Below are 15,891 nucleotides of genomic sequence, written 5' to 3'. Positions count from 1 at the left end.
GAAAACCTCTTATTACTGCGGTTTCCAAAAATGGTAAAATAAGCGGAAAATATTCGGTCACGAAGTTCGCCAATTCTTGAAGCCGTGAAACTTTGTGAGTCAGTTTAATGGAGACACTGAAAATTAAGCTGACTTAATTATATAATTGTTTAAACCAAAAACATCAAAACCGTATATGGAAAATGAAAACGAATTAAAATCAGATATTGAAAAAAAATATAATCAATATTATACTCAAAAGGAAACGGTAGAATATTTATTGAAAAATGGATACACTGAAAGTGAAATTAAAAACGAAATATATAATCATTACTTAAAAGAAGATGACAAAACAGTAAAGAACGGATTCTCATATGTTTTTACTTTAATAATATTGTCAATAATTTCAATAGCACCGTTATTTGCATACTTTTTTGTGATAAAAATTTCTTTTGCTATTATTTCACTGGGCTTGATTTTATTGACTTACGGATATTCAAAATTAAATAAGAAATGCATTTTAGCTTGGTTAAGTTTTATGGTGATTTTTGTAACTTACATCTTGTTGATATCTATAATAAAATTATCGGGTAAATTTATTAATTCATTGTATTCCTATCAACTGATAATTGCTTTATTATTATTTTCATCTTTGGTTACAGCTAAAATTTATGATGTTTACCAACGTAAAACTAGATTAACCGACCAATTTGAATTCCAATAAAAGCTAACGCACTACAGCCTTTACAACACATTTAGATTGTAAGCTAAATTTAAAGATGGTTATAAAGGAAAAAATACATGCATAGAGGAAAGAACTAGCGTCTTATATTCTAATATCTGCTTGTGCTACAACCTTTCTAATATTTGTATTGGAAGGATAGAGAAAAGAATTTTAGACAATTAATAACCACTTTTGGATACACTAAGAGTTAAAATTTCTATCATTACAATTCCACAAACCCACAAAAAAAGCCCTTAAACAAATTCTGTTTAAGGGCTTTTCAAAATTAAAATTACCTAAATAATTCCGGTACAGAATTAACGTCTACTGCCATCCACCACCAAGGGCTCTGTACAATTGTATGACTGCTTTATATTGTTGGAACTTGTTGTCAACCAAACTTAATTTGGCGTTCAAAGCGTCGTTTTTAGAAGTCAATACCTCTAAATAATTTGCTAAACCGTAAGTCAATAATTCATCTGAAAACGAAGCGGCTTTTGTTAAAGCGTCTGCCTGTTTTTGACGAATTGAAAATTTATAGGTTTCGTTATTGTATTGTGCTAAAGCATCTGATACTTCTTTTCCAGCGGTAAGCAAAGATTGCTCAAATTGTAAATACGCTTTTTCTTGATTCGCTTTAGCTACTTCGTATCTTGTTTTCACTTGACGTTGATTAAAGATAGGTTGCGTTAAACCTGTGATCACGTTAGCAAAAATAGAGTTGGCACTAAACCACTCTTTCAATTGAATACTTTGTAAACCACCTGAAGCTGTAATTTTTAAGCTAGGATAAAATCCACTTTTTGCTACGTTTGTCATTTCAAAGTTGCTGATTAAATTGTATTCAGCAGCGATAACGTCAGGACGGTTGCGCAATAAGCTCGCAGGTACCCCAAGCGTGATTTCAGGTAAAGGATTTTGCGCATCAAATGTGGCACGTTCAATCTTTCCTGATGGCTCCCCTAGTAATGCACTCATCATGTTTTCGAGAATAATAGTATTATTCTTTAAATCGGCGATGATTAATTCTGTAGCATATTTTTGCGCTTCAGTTTGTTTTACACCAACTTCAGTAACATTTCCAGCTTTTTTAAGCGCTAGAATGGTTTCTACACTTTCGTTACGATTGATCAAACTCTCCTCAGCCACTTTTATCTGTGCATCGACAGATAAAAGTTGGAAATAAGTTGAAGCGATATTCGCGATTAATTGTGTTTGAATGGCTTGTTTTACTGCGGTAGATTGAAAAAACGATGCATTTGTAGCACGCTTATTACTTCTAATTTTCCCCCAGATATCAGCCTCCCAAGAAAGCGAACCATATATTTGATACTGATCTACATCTAGATTTTGTAAAAAAGTACCCGATTGACTATTTTTAGAAATTTTGTTGTGCGTCCAGTCACTAGAAGCAGATAGTGTAGGGAAGTAGCCCGCCTCACCTTGCTTCATCGTTGCCTGAGCTGCAGCAATATTTTGCATAGCAATACGCACGTCAAGATTGTTTTGTAATCCTTTTGCAATATAACCTTGCAATAAAGGATCAGTAAACATTTTCTCCCATGAGATATTTGCTAGTGAAGTAGAGTCTGATGACGCTACTTCACTGCGGTATAAGTTTTCTGTTTTTAGCTCGGGGCGCTGGTAATCTTTAGCAACAAAGCAGGACTGCAGTAATGTTGCGGTAACTCCTAAGAGTGCGATTCTATATATTTTATTTTTCATTTTTTTCATCTAAAAGTGGTACATCTGCATCGTGATTTGTTACAGGAATAGGCTTAGAGCTAATGCGTTCTTGCAAGTTTTGAAAAACGATGAACAATACTGGAATAACAAATACTCCAAGTAATGTTCCTATCAACATTCCTCCAATAGCACCTGTTCCAATCGCTTTATTCCCAACTGCTCCAGCACCTTGTGCTAACATTAATGGTAATAATCCAAAGATGAAGGCAAATGAAGTCATCAAAATAGGACGTAATCTAGAAACAGCACCTTGAACGGCAGCTTGTGCAACAGACATTCCTTTTTTTCTTGCATCAACGGAGAATTCGACTATTAAAATGGCATTCTTAGCCAGCAATCCAATCAACATAATCAGTGTAATCTGGAGGTAGATATTATTACTTACATTAAAAAAGTAAGCAAAGATATAGGCACCAGCAAGACCAACAGGCAACGAAATCAATACTGCAAACGGCAACATATAACTTTCATATTGTGCAGCAAGTAAGAAATACACAAACACTAAACAAAGCATGAAAATATATAAGGTTTGACCACCGGCACTAATTTCCTCACGCGTTAAACCTGAGAATTCATAACCATAACCAAGAGGTAAACTTTGAGCAGCTACTTCTTCAACTGCTTTAATCGCGTCTCCCGTACTAAAACCATCATTAGGCGCACCAGTAACTTTCACCGAAGTAAACAAGTTGAAACGCTCAATTGCTTGCGGTCCAAACACTTTTACAAGGCTAACAAACTGCGATATAGGAGCCATTTGTCCGTCTTTATTTCGAACAAGAATTTTATTCAACGATTCAGGATTGGTTCTAAACTCTGGTTCTGATTGATAAACCACACGGTATTGCTTGCCAAACTTATTAAAGTTAGAAGCATAAACACCTCCATAATAACCTTGCATAGTTCCAAGAACATCAGTTACAGTCAATCCAGATCTTTTAATCGAAGCCACATTTAAGTCAATGCGGTATTGTGGGTAATTAGGAGAGAATGAAGTTGCAGCATATTTAATTTCTGGACGGCTATTTAAAGCAGCCAAGAACTTATTGTTAACATCACTCAACTCTTGAATAGAACCCCCTTTTTGATCTTGTAATTGAAATTCGAAACCATTAGCAAAACCAAAACCAACTAGGGTAGGTCTAGCAAAGAAAAGCACCTTGGCATTTTTCACAGCAGCTGATCTCTTGAACAGTTCACCTACCACCATCGAAATTTCTTGGTTGGCATCTTTACGTTCGTCCCAAGTTTTCAATTTTACAATTACCATTCCGTAATTACTACCCGTTCCACTGATCAAACTACGACCAGAAATACGCAAGATTTCTTTAATCTCAGGAATGTCTTTTACTTTGTTTTCGATCTCTAACAATACTTTTTCAGTATTCTCTAGAGACGTTCCCGGAGGAAGCGAAACATCAGAAATAATTGCTCCAGTATCTTCACCAGGTACAAACGCTTTAGGAGTAATGTTTAATAGTAAAACAAATATTCCAGCAAAAACAGCAATACCTACAAAGGCTAACCATTTACGCTTGATAAAGAACTCAACTGATTTTTTATATTTTTGAGTTGTCGTGTCAAACCCTGCATTAAACGCAGTATAGAAACGGTCTAAAAATCCCGTTTTCTTAGCGTTATCATGCGGTTTTAAGAAAATTGCACACAAAGCAGGAGACAAAGTCAAGGCATTAATTGCCGACAATACAATAGCAACTGCAAGTGTTAAACCAAATTGTTTGTAGAAAACCCCAGCCGATCCACTAATAAACGAAACCGGAATAAATACCGCTGACATCACTAAGGTAATCGAAATAATGGCACTACTAATATCACCCATCGCACTATGAGCTGCTTTTTTAGGATCGTGTTCACCGGCTTCCATTTTTGCATGGACGGCTTCAACTACCACAATTGCATCATCGACCACAATACCTACGGCTAGTACTAAGGCGAATAACGTCAACAAGTTGATGGTAAACCCAAAGACACTCAAGAAAAAGAATGTTCCTAAAATCGCTACCGGTACTGATATTGCTGGAATCAACGTAGATCTCCAGTCTTGCAAGAAGATAAATACCACAACAAATACTAGTAAAAAGGCTTCAATAAGGGTGTGAATTACTTTTGTAATCGACTCATTAAGGAAGTCATTTGCATTAATTAAGGTTGTGTATTTAACTCCTTTAGGGAAGTTAACCTCTGCTTTGTCTAATACAGCAAGGGAGTTATCAATAACCTCTTGTGCATTTGAACCAGCAGTTTGTGCAATGGCAATCGCCACAGATTGGTTTCCGTTAGTCAGTGTATTACTAGAATAGTTTACAGCACCTAACTCAATTCTTGCAACATCACCTAGCTTTAATACTTCACCGTTAGGTGTAGAACGCACTACAATTTCTTCAAATTCCTTTGTTTCTTGTAAACGCCCTTTGTATTTTAAGGTATATTGAAAAGATTGGTTGCTGTTTTCTCCTAATGATCCTGGAGCCGCTTCGATATTTTGTTCTGCTAACAATGCAGTAATATCTGAAGGAACTAATCCATAAGCACCCATTACATCAGGCTTAAGCCAAATACGCATCGAGTAATCTTTTTGACCAAAAATAACTGCTTCTCCTACACCAGCAACCCTTTTAATTTTAGGTAGGATATTAATGTTGGCATAATTTTGAAGAAACGTCATGTCATAATCTGGATTTTCACTGTATAATGAGAAAATCAAGATATTATCACTCTGTCTTTTTGAGGTTGTTACCCCAGCCTTTGTTACCTCTTGCGGTAATAAAGGAGTGGCACGCGACACTCTATTTTGAACGTTTACTGCAGCTAAATCAGCATTTGTACCTAATTTAAAGTAAATGTTAATCGAAGCAGAACCATCATTATTAGAAGTCGAAGTCATGTACGTCATGTCTTCAACACCATTAATTTGTTCTTCTAGCGGGATTACTACAGAGCTCATTACCACCTCGGCACTTGCTCCTTGATAATTTGCCGTTACTGTTACGGTAGGCGGCGCTATTTCTGGGTATTGCGATACTGGAAGAGATACTAATCCAATAGCTCCTAGTATTAGGATGATGATCGAAATCACCGTTGACAATACCGGCCTGTCTATAAATTTTTGAAACATATTTGATTATTTATATGAGAGATTGAATTGTCAATTATTATTTTGTAGGATCAATTGTTGCTTGGTAATCTACTACTTCTGGTTTGATCAAGGTCCCTTCAGCTACAATACCTACCCCTTCGATAAGCATTTTATCATTAGGATTAAGTCCGCTATCAACCACGTAGAAACGCCCACCTGGAATAGGACGCACTTCAATAGGCACTGCTTTTACTTTATTGTCTTTATCAACGATCAAAGCAATTCTTTTGTCTTGCATTTCAAGTGTTGCACTTTGAGGAATGATGATTACATCTTGCAAATCTGTCGGGATTTGTACTGTACCGCTTGCTCCTGAGCGCAATAATTTATTACCGTTAGGGAAACTAGCTCTCACATTAAATGATCCTGTTTGTGCATTGGCTTGACCACTAAAAGTTTCAATTTTTCCTTTGCTTTCATACAAAGAACCGTTGCTTAGGACTAAATTCACAGCTGGCATTTTGTTAATTTTGTCTTGGAAAGATTTTCCTTCGGCATTCATAACAATATCTAACTGCTGTTTTTCATTTACTGAGAAGTACGCATAAACAGTACTAATGTCAGAGATACGCGTTAGCGGCTCTACAGTTTGACTACTTACGTAACTACCTAAACGCAAGGGTAAGCTACCTACGATTCCGTTTACAGGGCTTTTTATTGTTGCATAATTAATACGCGCCACAATACCTTGATAGGTACTTTTTACACCTGCTAAGTTTGCTTTTGCAGTTTCTAGTTGTACATCACTTATAATGTTGCGATCTACTAATGGTTTCAATCTATTTACTTCAACTTGAGCAGCAGTAATTTTAGCTTTGGCAGCAGCCGCTTCTTGATTGGCAGTTTGAGTTTCTAGTTTGAACAATATTTGTCCTTTTCTAACCTCTTGTCCTTCTTGAACATAAATTTTCTCGATATAGCCATCTACTTTTGCTCTAATATCTATATCGGTAATTCCTTCTAAACTAGCAGGATATTCTGCTAATAAGGTGGTACTTGATTTTCCTAATTCCACCACTTTGTATGGCATCACAGGAGGGGCAGCAGCTTCTGTATTTTCTTTTTTGCACGATAGCAAACTTATAGATAGTAGCACTGCGCTAATGAAGTATCTCTTTTTCATTTGGGATTATTTACTTAGTTATTTAATTGTTTATTTGTTGCTTAATGTCATTCTGGATTTCGATCTTCTTAAATTCAGCTATGGTGTGTTCAAATGATTTTTCAATTTGCTGAATATGATTTTTATATGAAACAATATTATTCAAATTGGCTATTTCTTCAACACATGAAGCTGTTTTGACTCTATATTCATGCATTCTATTTATTATTTTTCCTTCTGCTTCGATCATCTTTAAGTAATTGTTCAAACGATCACTTAAACGCGCTGATCTAAAATATTTTTTTCGGTCTCCCGATAAAGTGAAGTAAAAAACTTTCTCCATGCTCAGTAGCAATTTTAAATTAGTAGAGATTGAGCTCTTGCTAGCAGACAGTTTTTCAACTAGTGCTTCAAAGGTCAATCCTGATTTACATCCATCTACAATTAAAACGCCCATTATTCTTGCTGCCAGTGGCGGTACTTGATATAATGATTCAAAATGCATCCCGAACATTTCAATAAGCTCTTCTCTCTCTTTAGCTGTATTTTCCATGTTTTTTTTTGCAAAGTTACAATTGGTTCGCAAAACACCGAACTAGTCGAACTTAATGTTATGTTAAATTTTAAACGGTTGTTTAATTCGAAAAAAAGCCCTGCTTAAATCATTCGATTAGTAGAAAAAAAGAGGAATAAAAACACTTTCTTAAGTAAAATCTAATTTCCCTATATTTGTTGACCTAAAATGATACACAGCGTGACTCAAATAAATAAACTAAAAATATTTAATGATCCTATTTATGGATTTATTAGCATCCCAAACGCATTAATATACGACCTAATTCAGCACCCTTATTTTCAAAGATTGCGACGTATCTCTCAAATGGGACTTTCTTACCTTGTTTATCCAGGGGCAAATCACACACGTTTTCATCATGCGCTAGGATGCATGCATTTAATGCAAAAAGCCGTTGATGTGTTGCGTTTTAAAGGAATTAGTATTTCTGACGAAGAAGAAAATGCCTTGTACATTGCGATTTTATTACACGATATAGGCCACGGCCCTTTCTCTCACGCCATGGAACGCAGTATTGTTGAAGATGTGCATCATGAGGAGATTTCGCTATTATTCATGAATGAGCTCAACGTGAAATTCAACGGACAGTTAGATCTTGCTATCCAGGTTTTTAAAGGAGAATACCACAGGTTATTCATGTTGCAATTGATTTCGAGTCAGTTAGATATGGATCGAATGGATTACTTAAAGCGCGATAGTTTTTACTCAGGTGTTGCAGAAGGAAATGTGAATTCTGAACGTTTGATTCAGATGATGAACGTGGAGAATGATGTCTTGGTAATAGAAGAAAAAGGAATTTACTCTGTAGAAGAATTCTTAATGTCCCGTCGATTAATGTACTGGCAGGCGTATTTACACAAAACAAGCTTAGTTGCAGAATTAATTTTGACAAAAATATTAAAACGAGCACGCGAGCTAACCTTAAAAGGGACTGTTTTGCCTTGCAGTGATGCTTTACTGTTTTTTTTACAAAACAAAATTACCTTAGAAGCATTTGATGCCGCTACTCTAGAATTGTTTTCAAGATTAGATGATTTTGATATCATTAGTGCCTTAAAAGCATGGCAGTACCACGCTGATTTTATCTTGTCGTCATTGAGTAAAATGATTATCAATCGTGATTTATTAAAAATTAAATTAACGAATGAAAAAGTGCCAAGCGAAGATTTACAGCCTTTAAAAGAGCGTTTTGCAGCTGAAAATAAAATAAGTTTACACGATACAGACTATTTTATATTTAAAGGAAAGATAAAAAATCAAGCCTACAGCAAAGAGGCCGAACCCATACGAATCTTAAAGAAAGACCGTACTGTTGAAGACGTCATAGAGTCATCTGATCAGCTGAATTTAAAATCATTATCAAAAGCGGTAACCAAATATTATATTTGTTTCCCAAAACAACTTGTATAAATCAAGATTTAAAATCTATTTTTTTATATTTTTGTGCGAATCAAAAGTTAATCATTTTTTTATGTGTTTAGAGAACTGCGGTCATCACGCATCTTATACTATTAAAAATACAATCAAATAAGATGAAATTTACAGCAGAACAAATAGCGGGGATACTAGAAGGAGAAATCATTGGTAACCCAAAAGCTGAAGTGCATGAGTTAGCAAAAATCGAAGAAGGTAAAGAAGGATCATTAACTTTTCTTTCTAATCCTAAATACAACAATTTCATTTACTCTACAAAAGCGACTATAACAATTGTTAATAAAGCTTTTATTCCTGAGGGTGAGGTTGCCACTACCTTAATTAAAGTAGAGGACGCTTACATGTCATTTTCTAAATTGCTGGAATTTTATGACCAAGCTAAAGGCGTAAAGATAGGAATTGAGCAACCATCAGTAATTGCAGAAGATGCAAAGTATGGTGCTAATTTATATTTTGGTAGTTTCAGTTATGTTGGTTCTAGAGTCGTTCTAGGAGATGATGTAAAAATATATCCAAATTGTTTTATTGGAGATGACGTTAAAATTGGAAATAATGTCACTATTTTTGCTGGTGCAAAAATATATTCAGATACTGTAATAGGGAATAACTGTACTATTCACTCTGGTGCTATTATAGGCGCAGATGGATTTGGTTTTGCTCCCGTTGCAGATGGAAGTTATAAAAAAATCCCTCAAATAGGGAACGTTATCATAGAAGATAATGTTGATATAGGTTCGTGTACCACAATAGATAGAGCCACCATGGGGTCGACTATCATTAGAAAAGGGGTTAAGCTTGACAATCAAATTCAAGTAGCACACAATGTGGAGATTGGTGAGAATACAGTAATTGCTGCGCAAACAGGTATTGCGGGTTCTACTAAAATAGGTAAAAACGGAATGATAGGTGGCCAAGTAGGTATCGTGGGTCACTTAACAATAGGAGATAATGTTCGCATACAGGCGCAAGCTGGTGTAGGTAAGAACATCAAAGATAATGAAATACTGCAAGGAAGTCCGTCATTTGGATACAGCGACTATAGTAAGTCGTATGTTCATTTTAGGAACTTACCAAAACTTGTAAACGAATTAGAAGAGTTAAAAAAACAAATATTAAACCAAAAAAAAGCAAACAATGGTTAAACAGAAGACCATCAAAACCGAAGTCTCACTAACGGGTGTTGGACTCCATACTGGTAAGGAAGTTAAGATGACTTTTAAACCAGCTCCTATAAATAATGGTTTTACATTTGTTAGAGTTGATCTAGAAGGGCAGCCAGTGGTAGAAGCTGATGCTAACTACGTAGTAAACACACAAAGAGGAACTAATTTAGAGAAGTTAGGCGTTAAAATTCAAACTCCTGAGCATGTTTTAGCAGCTTTAGTAGGTTGTGATTTAGATAATGTGATTATCGAATTAAACGCTTCTGAACTTCCTATTATGGACGGTTCATCTAAATATTTTGTTGAAGCACTTGAAAATGCTGGTATCGAAGAGCAAAATGGTAAACGTAATGTTTATGTGGTTAAAGAAGTGATTTCGTATACAGATGAAGCATCTGGAAGCGAAATACTAGTGATGCCTAGTGATTCGTACTCTGTTACTACAATGGTTGATTTTGGGACTAAAATTTTAGGAACTCAAAATGCAAATTTAAAGAGCCTAGCCGACTTTAAACAAGAGATCGCTAGTTCTAGAACTTTTAGTTTTTTACATGAACTAGAAGCATTATTAGATAACGGATTAATTAAAGGTGGTGATTTAAATAACGCTATTGTTTATGTTGATAAAGAGATTTCTGAAACTACAATGCAAAACTTAAAAGTTGCTTTTGGTAAGGATGATATCAATGTAAAACCTAATGGTATTTTAGACAATCTTACATTGCACTATCCTAATGAAGCAGCAAGACATAAGTTACTTGATGTTTTAGGAGATCTAGCTTTGATAGGTACTAAAATCCAAGGTAAGATTATTGCAAATAAACCAGGTCATTTTGTAAACACACAGTTTGCTAAAAAAATGGCTAAAATTATAAAAATCGAACAACGCAATTATGTGCCTGTTTACGACTTGAATTTAGAGCCGTTAATGGATATTCATAAAATTATGGCGGTATTGCCTCACAGACCACCATTTTTATTGATTGATAGAATTATCGAAATGTCAGAAACGCATGTTGTGGGAATGAAGAATGTTACAATGAATGAGAATTTCTTTGTAGGTCATTTTCCAGAAGCGCCAGTAATGCCAGGGGTTTTAATTGTTGAAGCTATGGCTCAAACAGGAGGAATCTTAGTACTAAGCACCGTACCAGATCCTGAGAATTACTTGACTTATTTCATGAAAATTGATAATGTAAAATTCAAGCATAAAGTATTGCCTGGAGATACTTTAATTTTTAAATGTGATTTGATTACTCCTATTAGAAGAGGGATCTGTCACATGCAAGCAAATGCATATGCTAACGGTAAATTAGTTGCAGAAGCAGAATTAATGGCTCAAATTGCCAAAAAACAATAAAATAGGATTGTAAATAAGTGAGCAGTATATTAGCTCACTTTTTATAATTAATGCAAACATAAAAAAAAGCAGATGAATCAACCTTTAGCATATGTTCATCCTGGCGCAAAAATCGCCAAAAATGTAGTTATCGAACCTTTTACAACTATTCACAATAATGTGGTAATAGGTGACGGAACATGGATAGGATCGAATGTCACCATTATGGAAGGTGCCCGAATTGGAAAGAACTGCAATATATTTCCAGGAGCAGTAATTTCGGCAGTACCACAAGATTTAAAATTTGGTGGTGAGGAATCGTTGGCAATAATAGGGGATAACTGTACCATTAGAGAGTGCGTTACCATAAATAGGGGTACGGTTGCATCAGGGCAAACATTGATAGGTAACAATTGTTTAATCATGGCTGCTGCACATATTGCACACGATTGCCATGTAGGAAACAATGCAATTATTGTAAACGGTGTATTACTAGGTGGTCACGTAACGATAGGAAATCATGCAGTAATTGGAGGATTGGCAGCAATTCATCAGTTCATTAGTGTAGGAGATCACGCTATGGTTTCTGGAGGATCTTTAGTTAGAAAAGACGTTCCGCCATTTACAAAAGCAGCAAAAGAGCCTTTGTCTTATGTAGGGATTAACTCTGTAGGACTTAGAAGAAGAGGATTTACATCTGAGAAGATTAAAGAAATTCAAGAGATTTATAGAATTTTGTACCAAAAAAATTATAACGTTACACAAGCATTAGGAATTATCGAAGCAGAGATGGAAGCAACTCCAGAACGCGATGAAATCATTGATTTTATTAGAAATTCGTCTCGTGGTGTAATGAAGGGATATACTGGGAATTATTAATTAATAATCTCCAAATTGTGCAGCAATTGAGTTGTGTAATAAAACATAAAAATTAATATAAATTGCTACGACGGAAAGTGGTAGCCAAAATAAAAAATAATGGCATCAACATCAGACATTAAAAACGGATTGTGTATTAAGTACAATAACGATATTTACAAAATTATTGAATTTTTACACGTGAAGCCTGGAAAAGGACCTGCATTTGTTAGAACTAAACTAAGAAGTTTAAGTAACGGAAAAGTTTTAGATAACACTTTTTCTGCTGGTCACAAAATTGAGGAAGTTCGTGTTGAAAACCATAAATTTCAATTTTTGTATCCTGAAGGAGATGAATTTCATTTCATGAATACAGAGTCTTTTGAGCAAATCTCATTGAATAAAAATATCCTTGACTCACCAGATTTATTAAAAGAAGGTGAAAGCGTTATGGTAAGTATTAATACAGAGACTGATTTACCTCTTTCTGTAGATATGCCAGCTTCTGTTGTACTTGAAGTGACTTATGCTGAGCCAGGTGTTAAAGGAAACACGGCTACAAACGCTACAAAATCTGCTACGGTAGAAACTGGTGCTCAAATCAACGTTCCTTTGTTTATTAATGAAGGGGACAAAATCAAAATTGACACGGCTTCTGGAAACTACATGGAGCGCGTTAAGGAATAATTGATTAGTATATGAAATTTTCAAATACCCAATCTTTAAAGGAAATCGCTAGCATAATCAATTGTGATTATGTGGGCGATGCTCTTTTTTCAATTACAGGAATGAACGAAATTCATGTGGTTGAGAAGGGAGATATTGTCTTTGTAGATCATCCTAAGTATTATGATAAAGCATTAAACTCGGCAGCATCTGTTATTTTAATTAATAAGGTGGTAGCTTGTCCTGAAGGAAAAGCATTGCTTATTTCTGAGGATCCATTTAGAGATTTTAATACTTTAACACAGCACTTTAAGCCTTTTGAAAAAGCTACTACTGCTATTGCACAAACGGCTAAAATAGGTGAGGGGACGATTATCCAACCAAATGTATTCATTGGAAATAATGTTACTATTGGTAAAAACTGTTTGATTTATCCTAACGTGGCTATTTATGACCATACTGTTATAGGTGATAATGTTATTATCCATGCAGGATCAGTTCTTGGAGCCGACGCTTTTTATTATAAAAAAAGAGCAGAAGGTTTTGATCAATTGGTTTCTGTAGGACGTGTGGTTATCAAAGATAATGTAGGCATTGGTGCACTTTGTACAATAGACAAAGGGGTAACGGGTGATACAACCATTGGAGCAGGTACAAAGATTGACAACCAAGTACATGTAGGTCATGATACGGTAATAGGAAAAAAATGTTTGATTGCCTCACAAACTGGAATAGCGGGTTGTGTTATAATCGAAGATGAAGTAACAATTTGGGGTCAAGTAGGTACAACTAGCGGGATCACCATAGGTGAGAAAGCAGTGATTCTAGGACAAACCGGAGTTACTAAATCAGTAGAAGGCGGTAAAACGTATTTTGGAACTCCAATTGAAGAATCAAGAGAGAAATTAAAGCAATTGGCCAATATTAAGAAAATACCAGAAATTCTAACGAAATTAAAATAATATGTCTTCAAAAGAAATTATTCAAAGTTTTTATAAGTCTGATGCCTTAATTGACAGTGCAGTCATGAAGGATTTTCTACATCCAGAAATTGTTTTGGATTGGAATAGCAGTAAGGGATTTGTACAGCTTGATTTTCAAGGAATACTCGACATTGCAGCAGAATTAGGTAAAGCTTATGTGCGCTCTAAAGTGCGTGTAAGTCATATTGTAACAGAAGATGATAGCGTATCGGTACGTTATTCTCATTTTGTAAAAACAATTGAAAATCCAAGGGAAGAAATGCTTTTAGCACATTTTATGGCAATTTGGCAACTCAAAGACGGTAAATTATACCGAGGGTACCAAATGAGTCAATTATCTTAATTTATTTTGATAATAAATGCGCTCAAAATAATTTCAAAACCTTACTTTTGCAACACAATTTTTAAAAATCACATAAAATATATATCATGAGTGTTTTAGTTAATAAAGATTCCAAAATAATTGTTCAAGGATTTACAGGAAGTGAAGGAACTTTCCATGCTTCTCAAATGATTGAGTACGGAACTAACGTTGTTGGTGGTGTAACTCCAGGAAAAGGGGGGACTACTCACTTAGAACGTCCTGTTTTTAACACTGTAAAAGACGCTGTAGATCAAGCTGGTGCTGATACAACTATTATTTTTGTACCACCTGCTTTTGCTGCTGATGCAATCATGGAAGCTGCTGATGCAGGTATCAAAGTAATCATCGCGATTACTGAAGGTATTCCAGTTGCTGATATGATCAAAGCTAATGCTTACGTTAAAGAAAGAAATGCTAGATTAATAGGACCTAACTGTCCTGGTATCATTACTCCAGGTGAAGCTAAAGTTGGTATTATGCCAGGTTTCGTTTTCAAAAAAGGAACAGTAGGAATTGTATCTAAATCAGGTACTTTAACATACGAAGCTGCTGACCAAGTAGTAAAACAAGGATTAGGAATCACTACTGCAATTGGTATTGGTGGAGACCCAATTATTGGAACTACAACTAAAGAAGCTGTTGAATTGTTAATGAACGATCCAGAAACAGAATGTATCGTAATGATAGGTGAAATTGGTGGACAACTAGAAGCAGATGCTGCTCACTGGATTAAAGCTGATGGTAACCGTAAACCAGTTGTAGGTTTCATCGCGGGAGTTACTGCTCCAGCAGGACGTACAATGGGTCACGCAGGTGCAATTGTAGGTGGAACTGATGATACTGCAGAAGCCAAAAAACAAATCATGAGAGAATGTGGAATACACGTTGTAGATTCTCCAGCTGAAATTGGTAAAAAAGTTAAAGAAGTTTTAGGATAATCACTATCTCAAAATAAAAATAAAATTAGCCTCACATTTGTGGGGCTTTTTTATTATAATACAAAATTAAAGAAATACCTTTGCACCGTATTTGAAATAACTGAACTTTCCCTTTTTTGATTGTTTGCATCAAATACAAATTTATGAATAAGTGCTTTTTTATTAATTGCTAATCCTTATTTGTAAAGAGAAATTAGATAATAAATAATAAAGTATGTATAAAGAATTAGAGAAATTTAAAAGTAGCAACCAATTTTCATTAACTGTAGACGAGAGTTTAGAGGAAAAATGTAATGCTTCTGACGGGAGTGGAGTATTTTTAGTATACGATGTAGCTGACAAAAAAGAGTTAATCATGGTAGGTTCTACTGGAACGGTACAAAATGATGGAACTTTAAAAATAAAAAACGGTGGACTTTTTGAAAAAATCGTTAACGGTCATCAATTTGCAAAAACAGGAAGAAAATATTCTTGGCCAGCACAAATGAAAATCGAAAACATTACTACATTAGAAGTAGTATGGTACGAGACTTTCACTGAAGAAGTAAAAGGAATCCCTACTGCAGTAGAAGGACAAGTTTTACAAAACTTCTTAGATGAAAATGGAAAATTACCAAGATGGAATGTGGCTTTTTAAGCATTCTTTCTCATAAAATATAATATTTTAAAAAGCATTACTTTGGTAATGCTTTTTTTTTTGCAAAAAAATATTGCTATTTTATTGATTTAAAGAAATAATAATTACTTTTGCAGCCGTTATCACGAATCTCTAAATGAGATAGCAACCTGCAACAACGAGCAAGGTGCTAAAACGATAAGCCAAATCCTTTGGAAAAAATGTTGTTTTACATTCCCATTTTTTAG

The 15,891-nt window shown here is 35.0% G+C and carries 14 protein-coding genes and 1 riboswitch; of the genes, 10 read left to right on the top strand and 4 right to left on the bottom strand.

Annotated elements, in window-relative coordinates; all coding sequences use genetic code 11:
• Positions 1–175 precede the first annotated feature (175 nt).
• Positions 176–703, top strand: a complete 528-nt coding sequence (locus HNQ00_RS01605) for a hypothetical protein (RefSeq protein ID WP_173836425.1) — start codon at positions 176–178, stop codon at positions 701–703.
• Between the two features lie 324 nt (positions 704–1,027).
• On the opposite strand, the gene HNQ00_RS01600 is transcribed toward HNQ00_RS01605, so the two are convergent.
• Genes HNQ00_RS01600 through HNQ00_RS01585 form a run of 4 tightly spaced genes read right to left on the bottom strand, consistent with a single transcriptional unit; the run spans position 1,028 to position 7,261 of the window.
• The gene (locus HNQ00_RS01600) at positions 1,028–2,428 is read right to left on the bottom strand and encodes an efflux transporter outer membrane subunit (protein ID WP_173836423.1); all 1,401 of its coding nucleotides are present in this window, start codon (positions 2,426–2,428) and stop codon (positions 1,028–1,030) included.
• Positions 2,418–5,585 (bottom strand): efflux RND transporter permease subunit, encoded by a 3,168-nt coding sequence (locus tag HNQ00_RS01595; protein WP_173836421.1) that lies wholly within the window; start codon positions 5,583–5,585, stop codon positions 2,418–2,420. Before HNQ00_RS01595 ends, HNQ00_RS01600 begins: the two co-directional genes overlap by 11 nt.
• Positions 5,586–5,622: 37 nt before the next feature.
• A complete protein-coding gene (locus HNQ00_RS01590) occupies positions 5,623–6,729 on the bottom strand; it encodes an efflux RND transporter periplasmic adaptor subunit (RefSeq protein ID WP_173836419.1) in 1,107 nt (368 codons plus the stop codon).
• 22 nt (positions 6,730–6,751) lie between these two features.
• Positions 6,752–7,261, bottom strand: a complete 510-nt coding sequence (locus tag HNQ00_RS01585) for a GbsR/MarR family transcriptional regulator (RefSeq protein WP_173836417.1) — start codon at positions 7,259–7,261, stop codon at positions 6,752–6,754.
• A 201-nt stretch (positions 7,262–7,462) separates the two neighbouring features.
• On the opposite strand from HNQ00_RS01585, the gene HNQ00_RS01580 reads away from it, so the two are divergent.
• The 9 genes from HNQ00_RS01580 to HNQ00_RS01540 all read left to right on the top strand — a co-directional run bounded on the left by HNQ00_RS01580 (position 7,463) and on the right by HNQ00_RS01540 (position 15,664).
• Positions 7,463–8,692: an HD domain-containing protein gene (locus tag HNQ00_RS01580; protein WP_173836415.1), complete on the top strand. Its 1,230-nt coding sequence runs from the start codon at positions 7,463–7,465 to the stop codon at positions 8,690–8,692.
• Between the two features lie 122 nt (positions 8,693–8,814).
• Positions 8,815–9,858, top strand: coding sequence for a UDP-3-O-(3-hydroxymyristoyl)glucosamine N-acyltransferase (gene lpxD, locus HNQ00_RS01575; RefSeq protein ID WP_173836413.1), 1,044 nt, complete (start codon positions 8,815–8,817; stop codon positions 9,856–9,858).
• Complete coding sequence (locus HNQ00_RS01570; RefSeq protein WP_173836411.1) at positions 9,851–11,239, top strand: bifunctional UDP-3-O-[3-hydroxymyristoyl] N-acetylglucosamine deacetylase/3-hydroxyacyl-ACP dehydratase; 1,389 nt, start codon at positions 9,851–9,853, stop codon at positions 11,237–11,239. The genes lpxD and HNQ00_RS01570 overlap by 8 nt, the downstream gene beginning before the upstream one ends.
• A 72-nt stretch (positions 11,240–11,311) precedes the next feature.
• Complete coding sequence (lpxA, locus tag HNQ00_RS01565) at positions 11,312–12,097, top strand: acyl-ACP--UDP-N-acetylglucosamine O-acyltransferase (RefSeq protein WP_173836409.1); 786 nt, start codon at positions 11,312–11,314, stop codon at positions 12,095–12,097.
• A 99-nt stretch (positions 12,098–12,196) separates the two neighbouring features.
• A complete protein-coding gene (gene efp, locus HNQ00_RS01560) occupies positions 12,197–12,763 on the top strand; it encodes an elongation factor P (RefSeq protein WP_173836407.1) in 567 nt (188 codons plus the stop codon).
• Positions 12,764–12,774: 11 nt separating this feature from the next.
• Positions 12,775–13,704, top strand: a complete 930-nt coding sequence (locus tag HNQ00_RS01555) for a UDP-3-O-(3-hydroxymyristoyl)glucosamine N-acyltransferase (RefSeq protein ID WP_173836405.1) — start codon at positions 12,775–12,777, stop codon at positions 13,702–13,704.
• A 1-nt stretch (position 13,705) separates the two neighbouring features.
• Positions 13,706–14,068, top strand: a complete 363-nt coding sequence (locus tag HNQ00_RS01550) for a nuclear transport factor 2-like protein (protein ID WP_173836403.1) — start codon at positions 13,706–13,708, stop codon at positions 14,066–14,068.
• Positions 14,069–14,154: 86 nt separating this feature from the next.
• On the top strand, positions 14,155–15,027 hold the full coding sequence (gene sucD, locus HNQ00_RS01545) for a succinate--CoA ligase subunit alpha (protein ID WP_173836401.1): 873 nt from the start codon (positions 14,155–14,157) through the stop codon (positions 15,025–15,027).
• Positions 15,028–15,241: 214 nt separating this feature from the next.
• The gene (locus HNQ00_RS01540) at positions 15,242–15,664 is read left to right on the top strand and encodes a hypothetical protein (RefSeq protein WP_173836399.1); all 423 of its coding nucleotides are present in this window, start codon (positions 15,242–15,244) and stop codon (positions 15,662–15,664) included.
• Positions 15,665–15,778: 114 nt separating this feature from the next.
• A riboswitch (SAM-I-IV-variant riboswitch) is annotated at positions 15,779–15,875 on the top strand.
• Positions 15,876–15,891 lie beyond the last annotated feature (16 nt).

Source organism: Flavobacterium aeripolare (assembly GCF_013294025.1).
In the GTDB taxonomy this organism is placed as follows: Bacteria; Bacteroidota; Bacteroidia; order Flavobacteriales; family Flavobacteriaceae; genus Flavobacterium.
Note: the sequence above shows the minus strand (reverse complement) of the source record. Positions and strands in the feature narration are given on the sequence as shown.